A 24,893-nucleotide genomic window follows, 5' to 3' on the forward strand; every position below is an offset into this window, starting at 1 on the left:
ATTTTCTGTTAGAAACTCTCCGGGAGGTCCGCTGCTTCGAGCACGCTGAGCTGATCGGCGCTGGGCGCCGGAAGCTCGGCCAGCCGGTGCGCCTGGCGTTCGGTCATCTGCTGGAACATCTGCCGGGCCGACCGGCCGTTGCCGAAGCCCTCGTCGCGGGGCATCACCTGGAACAGGTGTGTCAGCGCGGCCCGGGCGTCCGGGCTGAGCCGGTACTGGTGCTCACCGGCGTGGTACTCGAAGATCGCGACCAGCTCGTCCGGGGTGTAGTCGTCGAACAGCAGCGTCCGGGTGAACCGGGACGACAGGCCGGGGTTGGAGCCGATGAAGCGACCCATGTCGCCCGGGTAGCCGGCCACGATCACCACCAGGTCCTCGCGGTGGTCCTCCATCATCTTGACCAGCGTCGCGACCGCCTCGGCGCCGAAGTCGTTGCCGATGCCGACCGGCGCCAGCGAGTACGCCTCGTCGATGAACAGCACGCCGCCGAGCGCCTGGGTGACCGCGGCCGTCGTCTTCGGCCCGGTGTGCCCGACGTACTCACCGACGAGGGCGGTCCGGTCGACCTCGATCAGGTGACCCTTGCGGAGCAGGCCGAGCGCCTTCAGCACCCGGCCGTACAGCCGGGCGACCGTCGTCTTACCGGTACCGGGGTTGCCCGCGAACACCAGATGCCGGCTGAGCGGTGGCGCGGGCAGCCCGGCCTCCTGCCGCATCCGGACGGTCTGCATCAGCTTCACCATCGACTGGACGTCCCGCTTCACCCGCTCGAGGCCGACCTGCTCCTCCAGCTCGGCGAGCACGTCTTCCAGCGACTCGTCCGCCGGCGGCATGCTCTCGTCGAGCGCACCCGTGGCCGTCGCCGGAGCGACGGCCGGCGCCCCCGCGGCCGCGGCAGCCGGTACGGCGGGAGACAGCGGTACGCCGTCCACGGTGCAGTCCTCGAAGACCGGGTTCGCCCCTTCGTCCTCACCGGCGGCCCCCGCGCAGTCGCGAATCCGCAAGTGCTTCAGCACCGGCGCCGAGTCCTTGCTCAGGTGCAGCGCCGGGTACTCCGTGCCGACCAGGTCGCAGTCGGTGAACGTCCCCGCGCCCTTCTCGGCCAGGTAGATCCCGTTCTTCGCCACCTGGGCGACCCGCAGCGCCTGGACGGTCGGCGCCGCTCCGGACCAGACGACCAGCCCGGACCCTTCGCAGTGCTCGACCGTCGTGCTGAGGATCTCAGCGTCAGCGCCTGCGCCGACCACGATCCCGGCCGCCTTCGTCCGGCTGACACGGAGACCGTCGAGCTTGCCGATGCCCGCGACCTCGACGCCGGTCCCGCTCGTGCTGGTCACCGAACTCTGCAGCACCGTGCCGGTCACCGACGACCCCAGGTGAATCCCCGTGGCACCCCCGCTGATCCAGCAGCCCTCGGCCTTCAAAGTCGCACTCTCCACGGCCGACAACCCGGTCATGCCGGTGTCCGTGATCCCGCACGCGGCCAGCTCGACCACGGAGTCGCTCGTCGCATGGACGCCATGCTCCGAGCCGCCGCGGATCAAGCAGTCGGTTAGCGTGCTCGTCGCCCGGCCGGTCAGGTGCACCGAGCTGTACGCCGACCGGTCGATCCGGCTGTCGGTCAGCTTCGCCGAGGCCGAGTCGGTGATCAGTACGCCGTTCGCCCCGACGTCGGTGATCGCGCAGCCCTTGGCGACGACCTCCGCCTCGTCCTGGACGACAAGACCGCTCGCCACGGCGTTCTGCAGCCGGCAGTCGGTCAGCTCGACCTTCGACGACCCGGCCGCGTGGATCGCCGCCGCACCGGCCGCGTCGACCCGCAGGTCTTCCAGCGCACCGGACGCACCGTCCTCCAGCAGCAACCCGGCCATCCCGGTACGCCGTACGACGGAGTCCGCCAGCCGCAGCCGGCTGTTGCCCCGCAGCCGAATGCCGTACCCGACCGTGCTTTCCAGGCGCAGCCGGGTCGCCTCCAGCGACGCGGCACCGGACAGCACCACGCCGATCCCGTCGATCGTCGCGATCACCACGTCCTCGGCCTGCGCCCGGACCCGGCCGGACAGGTGGATCGCCGCCAGCCGCGCGCCCTCGACCCGGGACCGGCGCAGCACCAGCGTGGTGGTGCCGTAGCCGGCCAGGTCGGATCCACCACCGCCGTCTTCGTTGCCGCGGGCATGGATCCGGCCGCCGGACACCACGCAGTCCTCCAGCAGCAGGCCCGCACCGGCGGAGAGCCCGATCGCCGGCGTGCCGCTCTCGTCGGCCGCCTTGACCGTCAGCCCGCGCAACGCGCACTCCAGCCCGTCGACCATCACCGACGGCTCGCCGGAGCCCGGCGTACCGGTGATCACGACGCTGCCCTGGCCGTGCTCGGCCACCACCGAGACCGAGCGGTCCAGCCGCACCTGCTCGGCGTACGTGCCGGGGGCAACCATCACGACGTCACCGGGACCGGCCGCGCGGATCGCGTCACCGATCCGGCGGTACGTGCCGCGTCCCTTCGCAGCGACCACCCGTGTCGTCACGACGCTCCTCCCGTCCCGGCCGGTAGTACCAGACCCGAAGCATGCGGTACCGGCGGCGGGATCGTCACACCGGGTGGCAGCGCCAGCAGCGACGCGGCCGGGGGTTGGTTCGACGCGTACCAGTCCGGGTTGATCGAGGCCCGGTACGCGCTGGTCAGGAAGATCCCCTGGATCGACTTCTCGAACACCCGGAACGGGAGCTGCAACCAGAAGTCCGCGAAGCCCTGCCGGTGGAAGAACCGGCTGCCGCCGAACCCGGTCGCGACGGTTTTCACCAGCGCCGTACTGACGCCGGTGGTGAGCGACGCGAGCGCGTTGATGCCGCCGTCGCCGACCGCGTCCCAGCCGGACAGCTTGACCGACTGCCCGTCGGCGGTGGTGATGCCGAAGATCGACGCGTTCATCGTGCCGTTCACGAAGCCGGACAGCAGTGACGGGCCGAAGTTGAAGCCGAAGTCGTAGGTCCCGCCGCGCCACCGGGTGGCCGACTCGTTGCCGGTCCACTCGTTGGTCCACAGCCGGTCGTGGTTCAGCGGCCGGCGGTTCCAGTGCTTGCCGGCGTCCAGGTTGACCTGACCCTGGCGGAACGTGCGCAGCGCGCCGCCCAGCTTGGTGTCGTTGATCGCGGTCCCGAGCCCGGTCTTGATCGTCGACGAGACGCCGGCGTTCATCAGCGCCTTCAGCGCGTCCTTGCCGGTGAACGAGCGGCCCTGGGCCTCGGCGACGATCGCGTTCACGATCAGGTTCGAGGTGAACTCGAGCAGGAACTCCTGGCCGAACTCGATCAACGCCTTCTGCGCCACGCTCTTCAGGTACGGCGCGTACGCCGCCTCGCGCAGCGCCGGATTGCCGTCCGGCAGCAGCGTCGTGCCACTGAAGGTCCAGTCGCCGTCGTGCAGCCACGGTGCCCGCTGCGGCTCGCGCAGCCGGCGGCCCCAACCGCGCATCTCGGTCAGCGGCCCGCGGAAGTCGTACTCGCTTCCCGTCAGCGTGAGCCGATCGCCGCGCAGCTCGAAGACCAGTCCGTCGTGCCCGCGCTCCCCGAGCACGCGACCGTCGGCGTCGTACAGCTTCCACTGCCCGCGCCAACTGTCGGTCTCCAGGTAGTTCTGCCCCGACAGCTTGCGCTCCCGGACGACGGCACCGTGGTCGAACTCCTTCCACTGCCCGTACGCCGGCTTGCCGGTCCCGTCGAGCTGGTACTCACGGACCCGCAGCGGGCTGTCCTTCAGATGCAGCGGCACCTCGCGGAACACCTCGTCGCCGGCGGTCCCCATTCCCGGCCGAACGTCGCGGAAGTGATCGGAGCCGCGGACCCAGCCCTGCTGCCACTCGTCGCCGGTGCTCCACAGCCGAACCAGATCCTTGTCCCCGGCCACTCGCACCCCGAGCTTGTCGAACTCGCCGCTGCGCCAGTGCCCGTTGGGCAGCTGCCAGGACTCGACGTACCGGCCACCGTCGAGCATCCGGCGGTCCCGCACCAAGTTGCCGGCGGCATCGACATCGCGGAACGAGTCGTCCCAGGACAGCGACTCGTCGGTCGAGCCGCGGAAGAACAGCCGATCGCCCTCGCGGCCCGGGATCGCGACGCCCTGCGCGTCGAGCTCGTACCAGCGCCAGTGGGCCGAGTCGGCCGCGCCGCCGGCGACGACGTACCGCTGGGCCGACCCGGACGTTCCCGGCGCCTTCGACGACAGTCCGGACAGGTTGCCGTGCGCGTCGCGGTCGAACCAGATCAAACGATTCTGGTGGTCGGGGTACTCGCGCACGATGCCGCCGGCGAAGCTCTCGCGGACCTTGGCCCAGTTGCCGTTCACGTGGGTGACGTCGGTCCAGCTGTCGCCCTGGGTGATCCGCCAGCCGCGGGTGGAGCCCGCTTCCCACGGCGTACCGCCGTCGGGGTGCGGGACCGTCGGCGGCGTCGCGTGGTCGCCGACCTTGAGCGTGGTGCCGTCGGACAGCTTGCCGGTCGAGCGGACGAAGCTGCCGTCGAGCGCGACGTCGACGGTCGAGCCGTCCGCGCCGACGTACCGCATGCCGCTGCCTGGGTTGGTGCCGGTCTGCTCCCAGCGGAAGAGCTGGAACCTGTGGTCGTCACCGAGGTGGGCGACGACGCCGACCGGGCGCTCGTTGCCGTAGATCGGGCTCTCACGGATCCAGACCGGCGGCCGCTGCTCACCCTGGCGGACAACCGTCAGCAGACCATTGCCGCCGACGGTCTGGGCGCCACCGGACTCACGGCCCTGGCGCGACAGCTGCTCCCACGTGCCCGGCCGCTGGAGTACCCCGTCGGCGTTCCGGACCAGGGTGAACTCCTGGTACTGGCCGGCCGTCGAGGTCCGGTGCCACATGCCCCACTTCTGCTGGGCGACCTCGGTCACCTCGCCGGCCTCGGCGCTACGGGTGTAGGTGTCCTTCCAGCCGTCGCCGACGGCCTCCCGCACTCGGACGCCGTCGGCGATCTGGTTGCCGTGGTCATCGAACTTGTACCAGTGCCACTCGTCGCCGTTCTTCGTGGCGAGCACGTGACCGGTGGACGAGTGGTACTTCTGCAACCCTTCGCGATACTCCCGGATCGGGGTCTGACCCTGCACGTCCTGCCAGCCCGAACCGGTGGTGTCGAAGCGGCGCTGCCCCCAACCGGTCAGCGTCCCGTCCGGCGCGTACGTCGCCCAGGTGGAACTCCGCTCGAACTGCCCGAACCCGAGCGTGTCCGTCCGCCGGAAGCTGTCCAGCAAGGTTCCGTCCGGCAACAGCCGCCGCTCGAACACCTCGACCGGCTTGCCCGTCGAGCTGAGCAGCTTGATCCGCCCGTTCTCCAGCGCGGCGACGTCCACCTTTCCGTGCAGGAACGCGCCGGTCGCGTCGTCGCCCGTCCTGGACCAGGTCCCGCTGATGTGGTCGACGACATACAGGTACGGCGTCGGCCGCCCGTTCCGCACGACCCGGAACCCCTGCTCCAGCAGATCTCCGGTGTGCGCGAACTTCTCGAACCCACCACGCCATTCGACCGTGATCCGGCCGGTTGCCGCGTCCACCGTGACCGTTCGCCCGGGCACCGGAGTGCCCTGGGCATCGACGAGCTGATGGGTGGTGGACAGGCCGTCGTTCTCGGTCCGGACGATCAGGCCGCCTGGGAGCCGGGTGTCGATCAGGTCCTGCGGCCAGGACGACGGCCGGGGCAGCGGGACGAACTCGTCGCTGTCGTGCAGGATCGTGCCGCGCAGCCGGGCCGCGAGGTCGCCGAGCTCCGTGCTCTTCCACGGGCGCTTGGTCAGGACCCGGTCGCCACCGGCGATGTTCACCGAGACGGTGTCGCCGACCGGGTCGCGGCTGATCGTGACCGTGAGCTCGTCGGCCGATCCCGGCCGGGTCACCGTCAGCGTGGTCACCGTGTTGTCCGCGTTCGTTGCCGACCGCACCTGTGCGTGCTTGAACCCGTGCCAGTTGCCGATCGCCTGCTGGTCGAAGGCGCGGACCAGATCGCCGTACGCCGTCTCGATCGGCAGGCCCGGCCAGGGCTCCTTGACGAACTGCTTCAGCTGGTTCGCCGGGATCTGCTCGGCCCGGACCGGGATCACCTGCAACTCGGTGCCGTCGACAACAATCGTCTTGTTCGGCCCGGTCCGGACCAGCGTGGTCGGCGCCAGCGTGATCTCCGACTGCGACTGGTTCAGCGGCGGCGGCGCGGTGTCCAGCTCGCGGTACCCCGGCGGGTACGACATCGCCAGCTTGCCGTGTCCGGCCGGGACGTCGATCTCGAACACGTAGGTGTTGTCCGGCAGCCCCTTGCGGGTCCACTCGACCTGGAAGCCCAGGTCCTGCGAGGTGGAGCTGGGCAGCCGTTCGACGAAGTCGTTGGCCGCGGCCGACGCCTTGTCCATGTCGACGCTGCGGTACACCGTGATCGGCCCGTCCGGGCCCTTGAACAGCAGGTCTCCGGTGGCCCGGTGGAAGAACTCGGTGTCCTCGATCAGCTGCTTGGTCGGGTTCTTCACGAACCCGCCGTACCCGCGATGGCCGGTGAAGCTGCCGGTCTGAACCTTGCGGATCAGCGCGTGGATGCCGTTCGTCTTGTCCAGCGCCTCGGTCAGGTGCAGTCGCGACACGTGCGCCGCGTTCAGCCAGCGCTGTGCGTCCCCGGCGAAGTTGTCCGGCAGCACGGCGGTCGGCAGCTGCCGGGTCGGCTCGGGGCCCAGGTAGGTGCCGTTGAGCTCGTACCGTTGTGGCCCGAGCGGCGTCGCGACCACGACGGTGTTGTCGATCACCCGCGCCGGCCACTGCCGGCCTGCGGCGTCGGTGACGAGTCCGGCGTCCGGCACATCGCCCTTGCGCATCAGCAGCACCGGCCGGCCGTCGAACGTGCCGCCGGCCAGCGGGAAGCCGTCACCGACGTGCCGCATGCCGCGGCCCATCAGCGGCTGGAAGACCCAGCTCTGTGCCGCCCCGCCGCCGTCAGGAGCCATCCGATGCACGACGACGTTGCCGTCCGGGGTCAGCTCGGCGCGGAACCTCTCGGCACCGGCGCCTTCCAAGCTGATCTCCCCGTCGTTCAGCGTGACCCTGACCTGCTCGCCCGGCACGTCCGCCGTCCTGGGCCGCCCGGCGCCGACCAGCCGCGGACGGTCGTTGACCGACGTGGTGAGCAGGTCGTCCAGCTGCTGCTGCAGTCCGTCGACCTGGAGCCCGTGCTTGACCTCGAAGGCCTGCTTGGCCGCGGTCAGTTGCTGCTCGGCGGCGTGCAGGTCCAGCCGCGCCTGCTCGCCGACCGACGGACGGCTGGACGAACCGTCGAGCCGCTGACCGTTCAGGTCGAAGTTCGCCTTCGCGGCGTCGAAGTCCTGCTGGGCGCGCTGGACGTCGGTGAAGTCGTCCATCCGGGCCGCCACCACGTCCGCCGGCTCGCCGGGCCGCTGGAAGACCTTCGTCCGCGCGGCCAGATCGGAGTCCCAGGCGTCCCCGACGGCCTGCTTCGCCGCCCACGACTTCGGTACCGGCAGCGACATGAACAGGTCGTTGTTGTGCAGTACGCCGCCGCGCAGGTCGGTGGCCAGGCCGGAGAACCCGGTCCTGCTCCAGCTGCGGTCGAACACCTTCGCGCCGTCGGCCGTCATCGTCACCGAAACCGCGTCCGCATCCGGGTCGCGGGTGATCGTGATGACCAGCTGGTCGGCCTCACCCGGCCGGCTGACGTGCACGGTGTTGGTCAGCCCGTCGGCACTGCGGGCCGCCCGGGCCGACACGTCCGACAACCCCTCGAACTGCCGCAGCTTGTCCGTCGTCAGCGCCTTCGCGAAGTCGTCGAACGCGGTCTCCGACGCCAGACCCTCCCACTTCGCGCCGATCACCTGGTCGTAGCTCGACACCGGGATCTGCTCGGCCCGGACCGGGATGATCGTCAGGCCGTCCTCGACCCGCGTCGGCCCGGTCCGGACCAGGGTGGTCGGCGCGAGCGTGACCTCCCACTGGTCCTGGTTCCACGGCCGGGCGTCGTTCGCGGTGATCTCGTACTTCGGCGGGTAGGCCATCGCCAGCTTGCCGTGCTCGGGCGGTACGTCGATCTCGAACACCACCCGGTTCGACCGGACACCGTTCGCGGCCCACTCGTGCTGGAACTCGATCCCGTTCGAGGTGGAGATCGGCAGCCGCTCGACGAACTCGTCGGCCTGCGCGGCCAGCGGGTCCATCGAGACCCCGCGGTACACGGTGACGTGGTCGAGCGGACCCTGGAACCGCAGCTCGCCGGTGATCCGCTCGAAGGTCCGGACGTTCTTCAGCAGGCTGCCGTCGGCCAGTGCCGACGGATTGACGAACCCGCCGTACCCGCGCTTGGACGTGAACGAGCCGCCGAGCACGCTCTTCATCAGGTTCTCGACACCCTTGTCGGTGCCCGCCACCGTCAGGTGAGTGCGCGACAGGTCGACCGACGCCTGCCAGCGCGCCGCGTCGGTGGCACTCAGGCCCGGCGGCGGGACCGGCGCCGGCAGATGCCCGGCCACTCCGGGATCGGCGGCCTGGAAGGCACCGGTGCCCTTGTCGTAGACCAGCGGGCCCTGCGGCGAGGCCACGGTCAGGGTGTCGTCGCCGACCCGAACCGGCCAGCGGGTGCCGTTGCCGTCGAGCACGTGGCCGGTGTCGAACAGCCCCATCTTGCCTTCGAGGCTGACCGGGCGTCCGTCGAAGACCCCGCCGCCCAACGGGAACGACTCACCGACGTGGTTGACCCGGCCGCCGAACCCGACGCTGTACTTCCAGGAGCGTTCGGTCACGGTGCCGGTCACGGTCAGCGTCGTACCGGACAGGTTCGCGGTGAAGCGCTCGGCGCCCTCGCCGGTCAGCGTGACCGACCGGCCCTGCACCTCGAACCGGACCGTCTCGCTGCCCGGTACGCCGACCGACTTGTCCCGCCCGGCACCTCCGACCAGCCGCGGCCGGTCCTTGAGGGACTCCATGAACGCGTGGTCGAGCTGAGCCGAAACCGTGTCCGGGTCGAGCCCGTGCCTGGCCCGGAAAGCGTCCTTGGCCAGGTCCAGGTGCTCCTTCGCGGCGGGGTGGTCGAGCCGCGCGAGCTCACCGACCGACAACCCGTTCGACGGCCCGTCGGTGCGGCCACCGTGGGTGTCCAGGTGCAGCTTGGTCGCGGCGAAGTCGTCCTGGGCCGACCGCACGATCTGCCAGTCGAGCATCCTGGCCTCGACCGTGGCGGCCGAGTCGCCCGGCGTACGGAACACGTCCTCGGCGGTGAACCGCTGCTCCCACGCCTTCGGCACGGCCAGCGTGTCGAAGGTCTCGTTGGCGTGCAGGGTCCCGCCGCGCAGGTCCCCGGCCAGGGTCCGGAAGCTGGTCCCGCTCCAGGTCTGGTCGAGCCGGGTCACGCCGTCGCTGGTGACCGTGACCCGGACCGAGTCGGCTTCGGGATCCCGGGTGACCGTGAAGACCATCTCGTCGGCCGAACCGGGCCGACCGACCCGTACGGTGTTGACCAGCCCGTCCGGGCTGAGCGTCGAGTGCGCGCCCACCTCGCCGAGCCCCGGGAACATGCGCAGCGCCTCCGGCTGGAACGCCTTCGCGAAGTCGTCGAACGCGGTCTGCGACGACAGGCCCGGCCACGGCTCGCGGACCAGCTGCTCGACCGCGCCGGACGGGATCTGCTCGGCCCGGACCGGGATGATCGTCAGCCCGTTCTCGATCCGCACCGGCGCGTCGGTGCGGACCAGCGTCGTCGGGCCGAGGGTGACCTCCCACTGCGCCTGGTTCCAGCCCTTGGCCTCGCTGCCCGACGGGTGATAGCCCGGCGGGTACGACATCGCCAGCTGCGGGTGGCCCGGCGGCACGTCGATCTCGAACACGACCCAGTTGTCCTGGGACTTGCCCGCGGCCCAGGTGTGCTGGAACTCCAGGTTGTTCGAGGTCGAGATCGGCAGCCGCTCCAGGAACCGGTCCGCCTGCGCGCTCGCCGGGTCCAGGCCGACCCCGCGGTACACGGTGGTCCGGCCGTTGGGGCCCTGCAGCATCAGGTCCTTGGTGACCTCGTCGAACCGGGCCAGCTTGTCCAGTACGCCGTCCGCGATCGCGTGCGGGTTCACGTAGCCGCCGTACCCGCGCTTGCCGGTGAAACCGCTGGCCTTGATGTCGTCCATCAGCTGCCAGACCTTGCTGCCCGGCGTCGCCGCGGTCAGGTGCGTGCGGGACAGGTCGACCGCGGCCTGCCAGCGCGCGAGCTGGTCGCCGGCCAGCCCGGCCGGTGGGGTCGGCGCCGGCAGCTGCGAGGTCGAGGTCTGACCGAGCCCCTGGAAGTCGCCGGTCCGCGAGTAGACCAAGGGCCCGTCGACGGTGGCGACCGTGATCGTGTCGCCCTCGGCCTTGACCGGCCAGGACTGCCCGGTCAGGTCGTCGACGGTGCCCGTCAGCCCGCCGTTTCCACTGGTCACCGTGATGGTCCTGCCACCGAAGGCGCCACCGGCCAGCGTCAACGTCTCGTCGACCGGCTTCAGGCCGTTGGCCATCATCATCTTGAACGTCCACGTGTGCACGGCCACGTCGCTGCCCACGTCGGCCAGCTTTTGCACGGTCAGTACGCCGTTGGCCGCCGAGGACGTGAACAGGTCGCGGTCAGCGCCCCGGAAGGTGACCACTCCACCGCGCTGCAGGTCGAACTCGAGCCCACCGTGCCCCGGTACGGCGTGCGTCCGGTACGGCCCGGTCGGCCGTGGCGGTTCGTTGACCAGGTCGGCGTTGTCGACCAGCTTGACGCCGACTCCCTCGTCGGGCAGCTGCCCGACCTTCGGCCCGCCGGCACCGAGCCCCCGCGGCCGGTCGTTGACCGAGGCGACGCGCAGTTCCCGCAGTTCGTCGAAGACCTCGTCGACCGACAGATCGTGCTTGTCCTCGAACGCCTGCTTCGCGTTCTCGTACCCCTGCCTGGCGACGTGCAGGTCGAGGTTCGCCTGGTCCCCGACCGGGAGCGCGGTCGAGCTTCCCTCGCCGCGGACGGCCAGTCGGCGCGGGTCGTTGTACAGGTCGATGTAGCGGTCGGCGGCGCGCTGGACCGTGCCGAAGTCGTCCATCCGGGCCTGGACGTCGAAGTCGGAGTCCCCGGACCGGCGGAAGATCGCGACGTGCGCCGCCACGTCCGCGTCCATCGCCTGCTGGATCGAGTGCCCCGACCCGACGGACACGTCGTCTCCCAGCCCGCGCACCGATCCCACCGGCACGTCGTCGACCACCGAGTGCGCCGACCCCATCGACACGTCCGACAGCGCGCGGCCACCCCGCGCCCCGTCGACGCTCATCGCGTCGTCGCTCAGCGAGGTCAGCGACGACATGTCGTCGCCGAGCCCACTCGGCACCGCCGGCGGCGGCACCACGCTCGCGGCCGCCGGCTCCCACCGCCCGGTGACCGGGTCGAACCATCCGTTCGGCAAAGTGGGCAGGCCCCCGGCCGGCAGCTTCGGCAGCTTGGCGACGTCGTCGGCACTGAGCGCGACCGCCGGTCCGCCGTCGTGCGGCCGCTTGACCCACGTACTGGTGATGTTCAGCTTGCTGCCCACCGCCTGCTCGGCGGCACTGCCCTTCGGGAACGCCTGCCCAATCTTCTCGGCCTCGAACCGCACGCCGAGCCAGAAGTCCGCGTCCTTGCGGATGCCGAACTCGTGGTACCGCCGGGCCAGGTTCAGCGCGTCCTTGAGCGGCCGCTCCACCGCGTGCTGGTAGGCCATGTTGGCGGGGTGGGTCATCGGCGTGAGGTTGTTGCTGGTGCCCGGACCGCCGAGGTTGTCGTTCCACAGGTGGCCCTTGATCCACTTGTGGCCGCCGGCCTGGACGGCGTTGAGCTCGTTGACCGCCGTGTTCTGATCGGCCAGCGGCTTGCTGCCGTAGAAGCCCGGCGTGTCGACGCCGGGACCGAGCTCGACCTTCACGTGGGTGGCGCCCGCTCGGGTCTGCGAAGGCCCGAAGTCCTGGTTCCACACGCGCTGGTGCTGCAGCTGGTCGGCCTGGTGCGTCGCCCGGCCGGATCGCCGTACGCCGTCGGCTCCGCCGACGACTCCGCCGACGACCCGCGGCCGGTCGTGGATCGACGTGGCGAGCAGGTCGTCGAGCACCGACTTGTAGTGGTCGGGGTCGGTGCCGTGCTTGGCGACGAAGCCGCTGGTCACGTCGTCCAGGTGCCGCTCGGCGGCTCCGACGTTCAGGTCGGTGGAGTCGCCCAGCGGCTTGGACGACGGGCCGCCGGGACCTGTGAGGTCGAGGTCGCGCTGCACCTTGGCCAGGTCGAACTCGGCCTTGCGGACCTGACCGAAGTCGTCCATCTTCGCCTGCACGGCCGCGTCGGTGTCGCCCGGCTTGCGAAACACTCCAGCGCGGGCGGCGAGGTCCTGCTCCCAGGTCGCGCCGACCGACTGGCCTTCCAGCCGGCCGTTCGCGCCGTAGTTCCAGCTGACGCCGTCCTTGGCGACGACCTGGACACCACCACCCTCCAGCGCCTTGACTGTCAGGTTCTCCGGTACGGCGTCGCCCGCCAGCGTGGTGACCCGGTGCGAACCGTCCGGGCGGACGACCACCACCCGGTCGTCCAGCCGCAGCACACCGTCACCGCGGGTCAGCCGGATGCCCTGGTCCACCAGCTTGCCGTTGGGGTCGAACCGGAACGTCTGCCCGGTCCCGCTGTCGGTGAACCGCACGTGGTCGCCCGGCAGCACGTCCATCCGTCCGTTCGGCCCACCACCGAACATCTGGTACGTCGACATCTTGGGCCCGTGGTCCTCGACCCGGACGAACAGCCCGGGCCGATTTGGAACACCCTGCAGCGGAACGTCGGCCTGCGCGGTACGCCCCGGCGTGGTCGGCACCCCAGCGTCCCCTGGCAGTCCGCTCTTGCCGACGTGGGCCGGGAACGGCTGGTGACCGGGTAGATCAACCGGCTTCACCGGGACGTTGACCGGCTGGTTCGTGACCGTGTGCAGCGGAGCCCCACCGGCCGACCCGGCCCCGGCGATCTCGTCGCCGTGGAACCCGTTGGGCGCCGGCCGACCGGCCTCCCCCGGCGACGGTACGGCGTGCGAACCGGTGTCGGGAGTCGCCGGACGCGTGGTGTGCAGGCCGGTGTCGGGCATAGCGGGCCGGGTGGTGTGCAGCCCGTTGGGCGAGGTGAGCGACTGGGCTCCGGCGGGCTTGTGGTCGACCAGTTGCATCGCGGCGTTCAGCCGGTCGACGGTCGGCGCCTGGACCGGCGTCGTCGACAGGTGGGTGTTCGGCAGGCTCAGGTCGTCCAGGCCTTGCCGGATCTGGTTGGCGATGAAGCCGTGCGTCGTTCCCTCGCCGACCTTGAGGCCGGTCCCGGGCGAGACGGTCGGCGTCGCACCGCGGACCGACGGCGCGATCAGGTCTCCGATACTCGCGGCGGCCGGCGGCGGCAGGTGCGCGGCCAGGTTGGTCACGCCCTCCCCTGGTACGGCGTGGAAACCGACGCCGACGACGTTGGTCCCGGGCAGGTGCGTCGCCCCCGCCAGCGGAGTTGCCCCCGGCAAGTTCGTGCCGGCGGGCAAGACGTTTGCCCCAGGCAAGTGAGTCGAGGTCGGCAGCACCGAGACGTGGGCACCGTGCAGCCCGGTCTGACCGGGCGTCGGGAGCCCGCTGACCACGCCGTTGACCGGGACCGACGTCCCCGCGGTCGCCGGAATGTGCAGACCGGACGCGCTGATCGTCGTACCGCCGGTGACGCTGATGCCGAGATCGCCGGTCCGGACGTCGACGAGGTCGTTGAGCCGGATCCCGTCCAGGCTGTCGATCTGCTTGGCGGCCTGAAATCCCGACGAGCTGACCGAGCCCAGGTCGCCGCCGATCCGGATCCCGCCGAGGTCGAGTGCCGGTGGCAGGTTCACGTGCGACAGGCCGGTGAACCCGTCGCCGATCCCGGTGGGCACCCCGGCCGGGTTGACCGGGATCGCGCTGATCGTCCGGCCGATCGTGCCGGGCAGTGGCGCGCCGAACCGGTACTGACCGAGCACGCCTCGATTGAAGACACCGATCTTCAGGGCGTTCCAGAACCCGTACGCCCGAATCTCACCGGCGTCGACCGGCAGCAGGATCCGGAAGATCTTGCTGCCCCCGAAGTGCACCGTGTAGAAGTTCTTGGAAATCTGGAACCAGTTCTTCGCTCCCTGCCAGCCGGCCGCGAGACCGCTGCCGATCGCGCCGGGCAGCTTGGCGATCGCCCCGGGCAGCCGGGTGAGGCCGGTCAGCGCCAGCCCACCGGCGTTCAGGACGGTGCCGCTGAATCCGGAGAGGTTCTTGATCCCGCTCACCACCAGCAGGCCGGTCTCGCGAATCGCGATCGAGGCCAGCATCGGCAGGTGCGACAGGCCGGGCAGCAGCCTGGAGAACAGGAACTCGCGGCTGAAGATCTGCTTGAACCCCTGGAAGAACGCCTTCGCACCACCGGCCACCGCGCTGCCGACGCTCTTCAGGATGCTGAAGATCGGCAGTGCCTTCGTGGTCGGCGCGATCATGCCCAGTCCGGCCAGGAACAGGTCCAGGAAGCTCGCGTCGCCGTTGGCGAAGTCGACCACGGTCTTGAGGAACAGGGTCAGGTTCACCCCGAGGGCGAGCAGCGCGATCGGGCCGCCGAAGACCAGGGCCGGGATGATCAGGATGATCGCCAGCCACTCGAACGCCTCCCAAAAGATCTCGCAGGCCGAGATCGGCAGCGCGATGTGGGAGACACTGCGGATCCGGCCGGACACCGACCGCCCCTGCTCGGCCTGGTACTCGCCGGCCTGGCGCGCGATGTCCTGCTGCCGCTGCCGCTCCGGGTCGTCCTCGGGCAGGCCGCGGCCGGCGTTCAGCGCGGCGTCGGCGCGGGCCTGCTGCTCGATCACCACGCCGTGCCAGTCGCGCAGGGCACCGGCGGCGCTCTCGAACGCCCAGGCCACGTCCTCGACGTGACCGCGCAGCCGCTGGTCCACCTTGCCGCGCAGCGCGTCGGCGGTCTCGCCGGAGAACACGCTGTCGTCGGCGGAGTTCATCACCGCCTCGATCGCGGCGTAGATCTCGCGGGCCTTGCCGCCGAGGTGCTGGAAGATGTCGACCAGCTGGTTGATGGTGTCGGGGTCGCCGGGGGTCGGGTCGGACGACAGCCCGATCGCGTCCCAGTCACCGGGGCGTGGCATGCCGAACCCTCCTCACCGTGAAGACCCTCCGCGCAGACCACGCACGGGCGCCCGATCCGGTTCACCGCGGGCCGGAATGAACCGGATCGGGGCCTGCGCCGTGGTCGGGGTGGGAACCGACCATCGGCAGGAGGCCACGTGCCGGACAAGCTCAGGATCGACTACAACATCCTCAACGACGCGAAGCGGGACCTGCACGAGCTGGCGGGCAACATCAAGCCGATGCTCGACGAGGGCCTGTTCAACACGCTGGCCAGTCAGGACAGCTCGGCGATCCTGGGCAGCGCCGACGTCGACGCCGCCGTCACCGGTCTGCACGGCAACGCCCGGAACACGCTCGGCCGGGCCCACGACGGCCTGATCGAGCTGGGCAACTCGTTCGGCTCGGTCGGCGAGGCGTTCCTGCAGTTCGACTCCGAGATCGCCCAGGGCATGGGCATCACCGGCAGCAACCTCGGTCTGCAGAACTACCTCAACGACAAGCAGCAGTGGGACTACTACCAGGCCCACAAGGACGAGTGCGTGCCCGGCCCGGACGGATCGATGCCGGACTTCTGCTCCGCCAAGGACCCCGGGCCGCCGCCGCTGGACCAGGTGATCAAGACCGACCGGGGCGAGGTGCACACCCACCTCACGCTGGACGAGAACGACAAGGTGATCCGCGAGGAGTCCACCGTCACCTACGACGGCAAGACCTACCACTCGGTCACCGACTACAGCAACGCCGGCAACACCATCGTCACCAACACCACGTACCCCGACGGCAGCACGGTGAAGAACGAGACGTACCTGAATCCCGACAACGGCAGCGGCACCATGTACACGCGCGGCAGCGACGGGTCGTGGAGCAACTACCACCGCGGCCCCAAGAATCCCGACGGCAGCCCGGCCGAGTGGATCTGGGACAGCGGCAGCAAGAACCCGAACGACGACGGTGGCGGCGACGACCGGCCGCCCCGCGACGTACCGCACAACGACCCGGCCGACGGCGTCGGCGCGAAGATCTGATCCACCCCACCCAACCCGAAAGTGAGCGCACCCCGATGGCCTACGACGGCATCAACCTCGACTACGGCAAGATCCTCGAGGTCACCACGCTGATGACCAACGCGCACGAGCAGATCGTCCCGACGATCGAGAACCTGCGCACCCGGGTGAACAACCTGGTCGACGACGGCATGGTGTTCCAGCAGTCCAGCGAGGTGATCCGCAACACCTACAACAACTTCGACACCTCGCTGAAGTCCGCGGTCAAGGGCATCCAGGACTTCGCCGACATGTTCAACAGCATCAAGAAGAACGCCGAGGAGTTCGACGCCGGCATCAAGAACAGCCTCAACCAGACCAAATAGTCCGGTCCGCTGCCACGCGAAGGGCCCCAGGCGATCCGCCTGGGGCCTTCTGCGTGCCGCCGGATCAGCCGCGCAGCGTGGTGAGCGGAATCTGTACGGCGGACGGCGTCGCAGCCGGTCCGGTGGTCCAGCCGCGGCCGACCCGCGGCGTGGCCCGGACGATGTTCGGACCGAGCCGGACGCCGATCAGCTCGCCCTCGCCGATCTGCCGCGGCTCCAGCAGAACGCCCCGGCGGGCCCGGCGGGCCGACGCCGCCCAGCCACTCATCCCGGACTGGAAACCGTCCGTACTGGCGGCGAAGACCAGGCCCAGCCCGTTGTCCCGGCCCGACACCACGATCTCCTTGAGCACCCGGTCGGCAGCCGGCGACATCAGCAGGTCGGCGTCGTCGATCAGCACAACCTTTGCCCCCGGCAACCGATCCAGGGAGGCCCGGAGCAGGTCCTCGGACGGATCCGTGTCGGTCAGGACGACGGCCTGCGCGTGCCGCTCGAGCGCCCGCAACGGCGAGTCCCGCGGCGTCATCACGACCAGCGACGAGCCGCCGGCCAGCAGCGAGACCGCCAGACACGCCAGCGTGTTGCTCCGGCCCGAGCCGGGCGGCCCGAGCACGGCGAACGACGAACCCGCCGCGGCCAGGTCGACGCCCACCGCTCCGGCGTCGTCGCCGCCGACACCGATCAGGCCCCACTGCGGCCGCCGGTCCTCCGGCGCGACCTTCTCGTACACCTCCGCGAACTCGACCGCCGTCGGCAGCTCCGCGATCTGGAACGGGCGACGCCCGGCCGGCACCCTCGCGTCCCGCGTGCGGGCGTCCGCTGCGATCGCCTTCAACGCCTCGACCTGCTCCGCGCCACCACCGGCCGCGAGCACGGCGACCTGCGTCTCGGTCCCCGACAGCACGTGCCAGCCGCGACCGGCCTGAACCGTCGCGGGCACCTTCTGCAGCCGCAGTCCGGCCGCCTGGTAGTCGGTCCGGTCCGCCTGGCGCAGCAGCAACTTGTGGTCGTTGTGCGACGCGAGCCGCCCACCGAGCAACGACCGCTCGGACGTCGCGACGACGTGGATGCCGAGCCCGGCACCTTCCCGGATCAGCCGCATCACGTCCTGCAGCAGCTGGCCGTGGTCGTGCTCGTCGAGGATGCCGGCCAGCGAGTCCCAGCCGTCGATCAGCACCAGCACGTGCGCCGGCCGCTCACCCTTCGGCAGGATCTTGCGCAGCTCTGGCAGACCGGTCGCGTTGTGCTGCCCGGCCAGGTCCTGCCGCTCGGTCAGCTCGACGTTCAGCTTGCGCAGCAGCCGCGTCAGCCGCTCCATGTCGTGCCGGGAGACGATCGCTCCGCAGTGCGGCAGCGCGGCCAGCGCCGACAACCCGCCACCACCGGCGTCAATGCCGTAGATGTGCAGGTCCGCGCTGCTCAGGTACCTCGCCGCCGAGCCGGCTAGCGTGCGCAGCATCTGCGTCCGCCCGGACCGCGGTGCGCCGATCACGTACAGGTGGCCGAAGGTGTTCAGGTCGGCCCCCGCCACCCGCCGCTGCTGCAGCATCGGCAGGTCCTCCAGCGCATACGGGATGAACATCTCCCGGTCGCTGGTGTCCGGCAGGTCGCCGAGCAGAATCTGGTCGCCCAGCGCCGGCTGCCACGGACTCGGCTGCGGCACGAAGTCGTCCAACTGCGCAGCGGCCTGCTGCAGCGCCTCGACCAGCACCTGCAGGTCGGTCACCGCCGGCTCGGCCGGTCCCTCGACGACCTCATCCGGTACGACGGTGAGCTTCGGCGTCCGCCCGAGTTCGTCCACCGAAAGATCCGAAACCTGGATCTTCGCCGGCGCCGCGACGGCCGCGACCGGTTCGCCGGTCCGGCGTTCCGCGCCGACCCACGCGGTCTGGAACAGGTCCGCGAGCCGGGGGCCGCGCCGGATCAGCGCACGACCGGGCAGGTCGGGTGCGATCGACGCGGCTTCGTTGACGTCCACAACGTCCTGGCTCTCGGACTGGTCGGTCACCCGCAGCGCGATCCGCAGCGTGGTGTTGGCCCGGATGTCGCCGGTCACCACACCGGCCGGTCGCTGGGTGGCCAGGATCAGGTGCAGGCCGAGCGACCGGCCGCGCTGCGCGATGCTGATCAGGCCGGGCACGAAGTCCGGGATCTCCCGCACCATCGTGGCGAACTCGTCGATCACCAGCAGCAGTCGCGGCAACCGGGCCAGCTCCGGGTCGACCGCCCGCTTGGCGTGGTAGTCCGGCAGGTCCTTGGCGCCGGCCGCGGCCAGCACGCGCTCCCGCCGGCGCAGCTCGGCCTCCAGCGACTCCAGCACCCGCTCGACCAGGTGCGAGTCCAGGTCGGTCACCATGCCGAGCGTGTGCGGCAGCCCCGCGCACTCCTTGAACGCGCTGCCGCCCTTGTAGTCGACCAGCACGAAGGTGAGTTCGTCGGGCCGGTTCGCGACCGCGAGCGACGCGACCATCGTCTGCAGCAGCTCCGACTTGCCGGAACCGGTGGTGCCCGCGATCAGGCCGTGCGGGCCGTCACCGACCAGATCGACCGAGAACGTGCCGTCGTAGTCGCTGCCCAGCACGAACGACGTACTGGCCGGCCGGCGCTTCCAGTCCGCGACCAGCTTGTCCGGGTCGGGGGTCTGGTGGCCGATCAGGTCCAGCAGCTTGACCTGCTTGGGCAGACCGGCGTCGTGATCCGGGCTCACGTCGCGGATCGGCGCGAGCGAGCGGGCGACCTGCTCGCACCAGTCCGGCGCGACCTGGTCGGCGCGGACCGACGACTGATCCGGCAGGCCGGGACGGCGTACCGTCAGCCGGTCGCCTTCGACGAGGACGACGCCGCTGCACTCCTCGGGCAGCAGCCGCTCGTCGGTGTCCACGCACACGCTGTAGATCCCGTACGCCGGCCCGTCGGTCAGAACCTGGATGAAGCCCGGCACGTCCCGCAACCGGCGCGACCCGTCGGCGATCACCAGGATGTCGGGGTCGGACAGATCGGGCTTGCCCGACGCGGCGCGCTGCCGTTGCCGGGACTGCACCTGCGAGACCAGTTCGCCGACCCGGGCGGCAGTGGACGCTTCGTCGTTCGCGATCAGCACCGAGGCCGGGCCGTCGGACGGCCGCAGGTGTGGCAACCAGCGCGCCCAGCCCCAGTCCGCCATCCGGTCGTTCTCGGTCAGCAGCACGATCCGCAGCGTCCGCGGCGAGTGCAGAACCGCGGCCTGCAAGGTCATCCAGCGCGCGACCGCCTGCGTCGCCGGGTCCTTGCCCGCGACCCCCAGGACGCCGTGCCCCGGCACCGGGACGGCCACCGGCGCGTCCGGAATCGTCCAGCGGATCGTGCGGTGGTTCTCCTCCCGGCCTTGGTCGTCGAGCTCCTTCAGCGACGGCTGGTCGGCCGTGCCGAGCCGGAGCAGCAGGTGGTCGGGGTCGGTCCGGCGCCGCTCCCACAGCCGGCTGCCGGGCATCATCGCGAGCTGGGCGACCCGGACCGGGTCCGGGGAGGTGACGTTGCGGATGACGCGCTCGCGGGCGACCGCGGCCCGGATCTCGTCCTCCAGCGCGGCCTTGCGAGCGACGTACCGGCGGGTGGCCTCGAGGTGCTGCTTGCGGTTGGACTTGCGGCTGGAGTGCCAGTTCATCACCAGCATCACCGGGCTGAGCAGCGTGAAGACCAGGTAGAAGTAGGAGTGGAAGATGCCGACCATGACCAATCCGAGCACCACCGGCGCCAGGATCATCGGCCACGGGAACGGGCGCTTGCCCTGTGGCACCGGAGGCGGTGGCAGGCGGAGCTTCTCGTCGTCGAGGTGCGGCGCGATCCGCGGCGGCCGGTTGTAGTCGATGCCGAACCCGTCCGCGGACGGACGCACCGCCGCGGTGGTCTCGGTGGACCCGCTCAGCCGCAACAGCACCTGACCGACCGCGAGGTCCTCGTCGACCGGCCACTCGTGCACCCGCGGTACGACGAGTTGCGCGATCTCACCGGCCGCGGCGATCCGGCGCTGCCGGCGTCCGGCGGGTTCGTCCTCGTCCTCGTCGCGGTGCTTGATCGCCGCCGTCGCGGCGTCCTCGGCCGGCGGTCCGATCCGGTGACCGGCGGTCGAGCCCGGCACCACCTCGGTCCGGTGCCACGTCGCCGTACCGTCCGGGCCGACGGTGAGCCACAGCCCTCGCTCCGGTACGTCGGCACCGGTCAGCCGGATCGCGCAGAGCGGGTCCGCGCCGATCTCGTGACTGCCCGGACCGACCCGCCAGACTCGTCCGGCCTGCGGGCCGGAGACCGCGTGCACCTCGACGGTGACCGGACCGGCACCGTCGAGCGCCTGAATCAGGTTCGGCTCGTGGACCGGAGCGCCGAGGCCCAGCACGCCGCCGTCCCGCAGGCCCGAACCGGCCAGCGGGGTCGAGGGGTCGAGCTTCTTCTCGCCCAGGTACAAGGCGTCCGGTGCGCCGGTGAGGCTCTCGGCCAGACCGCCCGCGGTCGCGCCGGCGGGCAGCCGCAGCGCCCGGTCGGTGCGTTCGCCGAGCCGGTCGACGGTGGTCAGGGTCAGGTCCACGAGGGCGCCTTCCGGTCGGTCCCCGCATCGGCCGCCGACCGGGCGGACACGCCGGTCGCGGTGATCCCGAGGTCCAGGTCGTCGAGGTCGTCGGACGTGGCCGCGGCGGGCGCGCCTCGCAGCGGGCCGTCGAAGTCGTGGGCCGGCAGCCGGCGGACCGACCGCGCGACGGCCTTTGCCAAGGGCAACGGATCGACCCGCAGCCAGTCGGCCGCGCCGTACAGCCGCAGGGTGCCGTCGGGCAGCGCCTCGAGCAGGCGTGAGCTGCCGCGGGCGACGCCGAGGCTGATCAGGCGCAGTCCGGCGGGCAGCGGGACGGTCAGTTGCTCGGCGCCGATCACGAACCACGCGCCCAGCCGCTTGACCGCCTCGGGCAGCGTCATCCCCGGATGACCCTTGTGGATGCCGTCGGCAACTTCCACCGCACCGGCCGGGAGCCGGACGTCGAGCTGTGCGGCGATCGACTGGACCATGGCGCGCGCGGCGCGTGGTTCGCCGTACACGGAGACGGTGGTGGGGCCGGCCAGCAGGTCCAGCAGGACTGCCGTCCGGCCGGTGGTGTCGATGCCGACGCAGACCAGCAGCGGTGCCTGCCGGCGCTCGGTCCGGGTGGTGACGGGGTAGCCGTCGAGGTCGGAGCGCTCGATCCACCACAGCCGAGGATCGTGGTCGTCACGGCGCCACGGCGTGGGCAACGGGCTGTCCGGCGTACCGCCGGCGACCAGTACGCCGACGCGGTCCTTGGCGACGACCACGCCGTACGGCTCGGCTTTGCCGGTCAGCGCCGCGGCGTGCCCGATCGCGTGCTCCGCATCGCTCCAGGCGCCCGGTGAGCGCAGCAGTCCGGCGAGGAAAGCGACCCGCTTGCGGTAGCGGAGCCGGGCTGCGACCGGGTCGTAGAAGGCGCGCGCGGCCGAGGTCAGCTCGCGGCGGATGCGCCGGAACAACAGCTTCCAGCCGCCGGTACGCCGTACGAGCAGGTGGATCAGGACAACGAACAGCAGCAGGATCCCGGCGTACCCGAGCCAGCTGGTCAGGCCGCCACCGAACAACCTCATGCGGCGACCCCGACACAGCCGTGGCGAGCCAGCGCGGCCCGTGCCGAGCGAACACCCTTGTGTGTCCGGGACTTCACCGTCCCGACCGGTACGCCGAGCACGTCGGCGACCACCTCGCCGGGATGGCCGAGCAGGTGCACCCGGGCGAGCACCTCGATCTGCGCCGTCGGCAGGGTCCGGAGCGCGTCGACCAGCACGCGGCGATCCGTGATCCGGTCGGCCGGGTCGGGCTCGGTCACCGCGTCGGCGTAGTCGGACGGGCCGAGACCGACGGCGATCGTCCGGCCGTCGCGGCGATGCTGATCGACGACGAGGTTGCGGGCCACGCGGAACAGCCACATCCGCACCGGGCGGTGCTCGAAGTCGAGCCGGTCGGCCTGCTGCCAGGCACGCAGCAACGTCTCTTGCACGACGTCCTCGGCGGAGTGCGCGTCACGACCGAGCAAGCTGGTCACGTAACGCCGGAGGCTGTCCCGCTCGGCCAGGCACAGGTCCATGGCCTGGGACCGGCGGGCACGCGAATCGTCGATGTCACTACCTCACACAGCTCGGGCCAGCCGGGCATGGCATGGCCGAAGGCCGGACCGAAAACGGGACAGCCGATCAAGTTAGTTGAAGACCGCACCGAGTCGCAACGGACGTTCGGTGAACGTCGGCCGACCGCCGGGTCACAGCCCTGAACAGTATGTACACAACGCCTTCCGGGTTTGACTGCGGCGGTCCGAGCAGCGATTCTCGGTTCTGCCCTCTGCCCACCGAGGCCCGTTCTCGGCGCAGCCCGTTGTCCCGCGTCCACTGGAGCCGCAGTGCGATCCGACCGCCCCGACGACTCGTCCGCGCCCGCGAAGCGCTTCGCGGAGACCTTCGCCAAGCGCCCCGAAACCCCAAGAATCACACGGTTTCCGGGCGCACGGGCGTGGGCGACGACCGCTGTGGCCGCCGCCGTCGTGGCCGCGATCGCGCTCAGCGTGCCGCTGCTCGGGCGGATCGGCGGCGGAGGGGACCAGACGACCGTCGCCGCCGGCACACCGATCAGCTCCAGCACCCCCGCTGGAGTGAAGAGCGGCGGTGGCGAAAAGTTGCCATCGGCAAACCCGACCACCACGCCCCCCGGACAGCCGATCAGCAAGCCCGGTACGACGGTGGTGCAGCGGCCAGGGGTGACCGTGACCCAGCCGCCGGCCGTCGTGACGATGCCTGGCAAGCCCGGCGCGACGACGACCACGACCACCACGACGAAGTCCGGGACCGGGACCGGCGGCGGCGGGACGACCAAGCCCGGCACCACCACCCAGCCGCAGAAGCCGCGCGCGGACAGCACCCAGGCGCCGCCCCCGAAGTTGCCGCCGAGAACCACCACGACCAGCAATCCGCCGCAGGTGCAGGACGCGCCCCGGGCCACCGGCGTCCTGGTGCAGAACTTCGGCTCCAACCGCTGCGTCGACGTGAAGGACGCTCAGGGCGGCACGGCCAAGGACGGCACGCCCCTGCAGGTGTGGGACTGCGCCGGCAGCGCGAACCAGAAGTGGACGTTCAGCAGCGACGGTACGGTCCGCTCGCTCGGCCTGTGCATGGATCTGGCCTGGGCCAGTACCGACGACGGCACCGCGATCCAGCTGGTGAACTGCAACGGCGGCTGGGCGCAGAAGTTCACGCTGAACGGCTCACACGACCTGGTGAACCCACAGGCCAACAAGTGCGTCACGGCCGACGGCACCGGCAACGGCGCCCGCTTGACACTGCGGTCCTGCAACGGGACGCCGAGCCAGAAGTGGCGCAAGGCCTGATCTGCCAGGCCTGGCAGATCAGAACGCGTACGGGTACGGCGACCAATCGGCGGGGCGCTTCTCCAGGAACGCGTCGCGCCCCTCGGCGGCCTCGTCGGTGCCGTAGGCCAGCCGGGTCGCCTCACCCGCGAACAACTGCTGACCGACCAGCCCGTCGTCGATCAGGTTGAACGCGTACTTCAGCATCCGCTGGGCGGTCGGCGACTTCGCGCAGATCTTGCGGCCCCAGTCCAGCGCCACCTGCTCCAGCTCGGCATGCGGGACGACCTTGTTCACCATGCCCATCCGGAACGCGTCCTCGGCCGAGTACTCGTCGCCGAGGAAAAAGATCTCGCGGGCGAACTTCTGCCCGACCTGCCGGGCCAGGTACGCCGAACCGAACCCGCCGTCGAACGACGCCACGTCCGCGTCGGTCTGCTTGAACCGCGCGTGCTCGGCCGAGGCCAGCGTCAGGTCGGCGACCACGTGCAGGCTGTGCCCACCCCCGGCGGCCCAGCCCGGAACGACGCAGATCACGACCTTCGGCATGAACCGGATCAACCGCTGCACCTCGAGGATGTGCAGCCGGCCGGCCTTGGCCGGGTCGATCGTGTCCGCGGTCGTTCCCTCGGCGTACTTGTAGCCGTCCTTGCCGCGGATCCGCTGGTCGCCGCCGGAGCAGAACGCCCAGCCACCGTCCTTGGGCGACGGCCCGTTGCCGGTCAGCAGCACGCAGCCGACGTCGCTCGACATCCGCGCGTGGTCCAGCACCCGGTACAGCTCGTCCACGGTCTGCGGGCGGAACGCGTTGCGCACCTCGGGCCGGTTGAAGGCGATCCGCACCACCCCGGCGTCCACCGCGCGGTGGTAGGTGATGTCGGTCAGGTCGAAGCCGTCGACCGCCTTCCAGGCCGACGGGTCGAAGATCTCACTGACGTTCGCGGACTCGGTCACCCGGCCGAG

General features: G+C 70.9%; 9 protein-coding genes. 3 read left to right on the forward strand and 6 right to left on the reverse strand.

Annotated features, from left to right (window positions below; translation table 11 throughout):
• Positions 1-8: 8 nt before the first annotated feature.
• Together BWI15_RS30695 and BWI15_RS30700 are read right to left on the reverse strand one after the other, a co-directional pair.
• Positions 9-2,525, reverse strand: coding sequence for a right-handed parallel beta-helix repeat-containing protein (locus BWI15_RS30695; protein WP_077018020.1), 2,517 nt, complete (start codon positions 2,523-2,525; stop codon positions 9-11).
• A complete protein-coding gene (locus BWI15_RS30700; protein ID WP_077018021.1) occupies positions 2,522-15,193 on the reverse strand; it encodes a hypothetical protein in 12,672 nt (4,223 codons plus the stop codon). The genes BWI15_RS30695 and BWI15_RS30700 overlap by 4 nt, the downstream gene beginning before the upstream one ends.
• 138 nt (positions 15,194-15,331) lie before the next feature.
• On the opposite strand from BWI15_RS30700, the gene BWI15_RS30705 reads away from it, so the two are divergent.
• A complete protein-coding gene (locus tag BWI15_RS30705) occupies positions 15,332-16,201 on the forward strand; it encodes a hypothetical protein (protein ID WP_077018022.1) in 870 nt (289 codons plus the stop codon).
• A 35-nt stretch (positions 16,202-16,236) separates the two neighbouring features.
• Entirely contained in the window at positions 16,237-16,545 is a 309-nt protein-coding gene (locus BWI15_RS30710; protein WP_077018023.1) for a hypothetical protein, read from the forward strand.
• 64 nt (positions 16,546-16,609) lie between these two features.
• On the opposite strand, the gene BWI15_RS30715 is transcribed toward BWI15_RS30710, so the two are convergent.
• The 3 genes from BWI15_RS30715 to BWI15_RS30725 are packed head-to-tail and all read right to left on the reverse strand — an operon-like array spanning position 16,610 to position 22,661.
• Positions 16,610-21,106, reverse strand: coding sequence for an FtsK/SpoIIIE domain-containing protein (locus BWI15_RS30715; RefSeq protein ID WP_077018024.1), 4,497 nt, complete (start codon positions 21,104-21,106; stop codon positions 16,610-16,612).
• Positions 21,097-22,164 (reverse strand): hypothetical protein, encoded by a 1,068-nt coding sequence (locus tag BWI15_RS30720; protein ID WP_143465991.1) that lies wholly within the window; start codon positions 22,162-22,164, stop codon positions 21,097-21,099. Before BWI15_RS30720 ends, BWI15_RS30715 begins: the two co-directional genes overlap by 10 nt.
• On the reverse strand, positions 22,161-22,661 hold the full coding sequence (locus BWI15_RS30725; protein ID WP_077018026.1) for a sigma-70 family RNA polymerase sigma factor: 501 nt from the start codon (positions 22,659-22,661) through the stop codon (positions 22,161-22,163). The genes BWI15_RS30720 and BWI15_RS30725 overlap by 4 nt, the downstream gene beginning before the upstream one ends.
• A gap of 309 nt (positions 22,662-22,970) precedes the next feature.
• Here BWI15_RS30725 and BWI15_RS39880 point away from each other — a divergent pair, with 309 nt between their 5' ends.
• Positions 22,971-23,951 carry an RICIN domain-containing protein gene (locus tag BWI15_RS39880; RefSeq protein WP_202817770.1) on the forward strand — a complete coding sequence of 327 codons (981 nt, stop codon included), beginning with the start codon at positions 22,971-22,973 and terminating at the stop codon, positions 23,949-23,951.
• An 18-nt stretch (positions 23,952-23,969) separates the two neighbouring features.
• Here BWI15_RS39880 and BWI15_RS30735 read toward each other — a convergent pair whose 3' ends face one another.
• A complete protein-coding gene (locus BWI15_RS30735) occupies positions 23,970-24,884 on the reverse strand; it encodes a 1,4-dihydroxy-2-naphthoyl-CoA synthase (protein ID WP_202817771.1) in 915 nt (304 codons plus the stop codon).
• Positions 24,885-24,893 lie beyond the last annotated feature (9 nt).

Source organism: Kribbella sp. ALI-6-A (assembly GCF_001984195.1).
GTDB lineage: Bacteria > Actinomycetota > Actinomycetes > Propionibacteriales > Kribbellaceae > Kribbella.

Bases quoted from the DNA above. Each gene is read 5' to 3' on its own strand.
- BWI15_RS30700 (WP_077018021.1), bottom strand. From the start codon at position 15,193: ATGCCACGCCCCGGTGACTGGGACGCGATCGGGCTGTCGTCCGACCCG.
- BWI15_RS30725 (WP_077018026.1), bottom strand. From the start codon at position 22,661: ATGGACCTGTGCCTGGCCGAGCGGGACAGCCTCCGGCGTTACGTGACC.
- BWI15_RS30720 (WP_143465991.1), bottom strand. From the start codon at position 22,164: ATGAGGTTGTTCGGTGGCGGCCTGACCAGCTGGCTCGGGTACGCCGGG.
- BWI15_RS30710 (WP_077018023.1), top strand. From the start codon at position 16,237: ATGGCCTACGACGGCATCAACCTCGACTACGGCAAGATCCTCGAGGTC.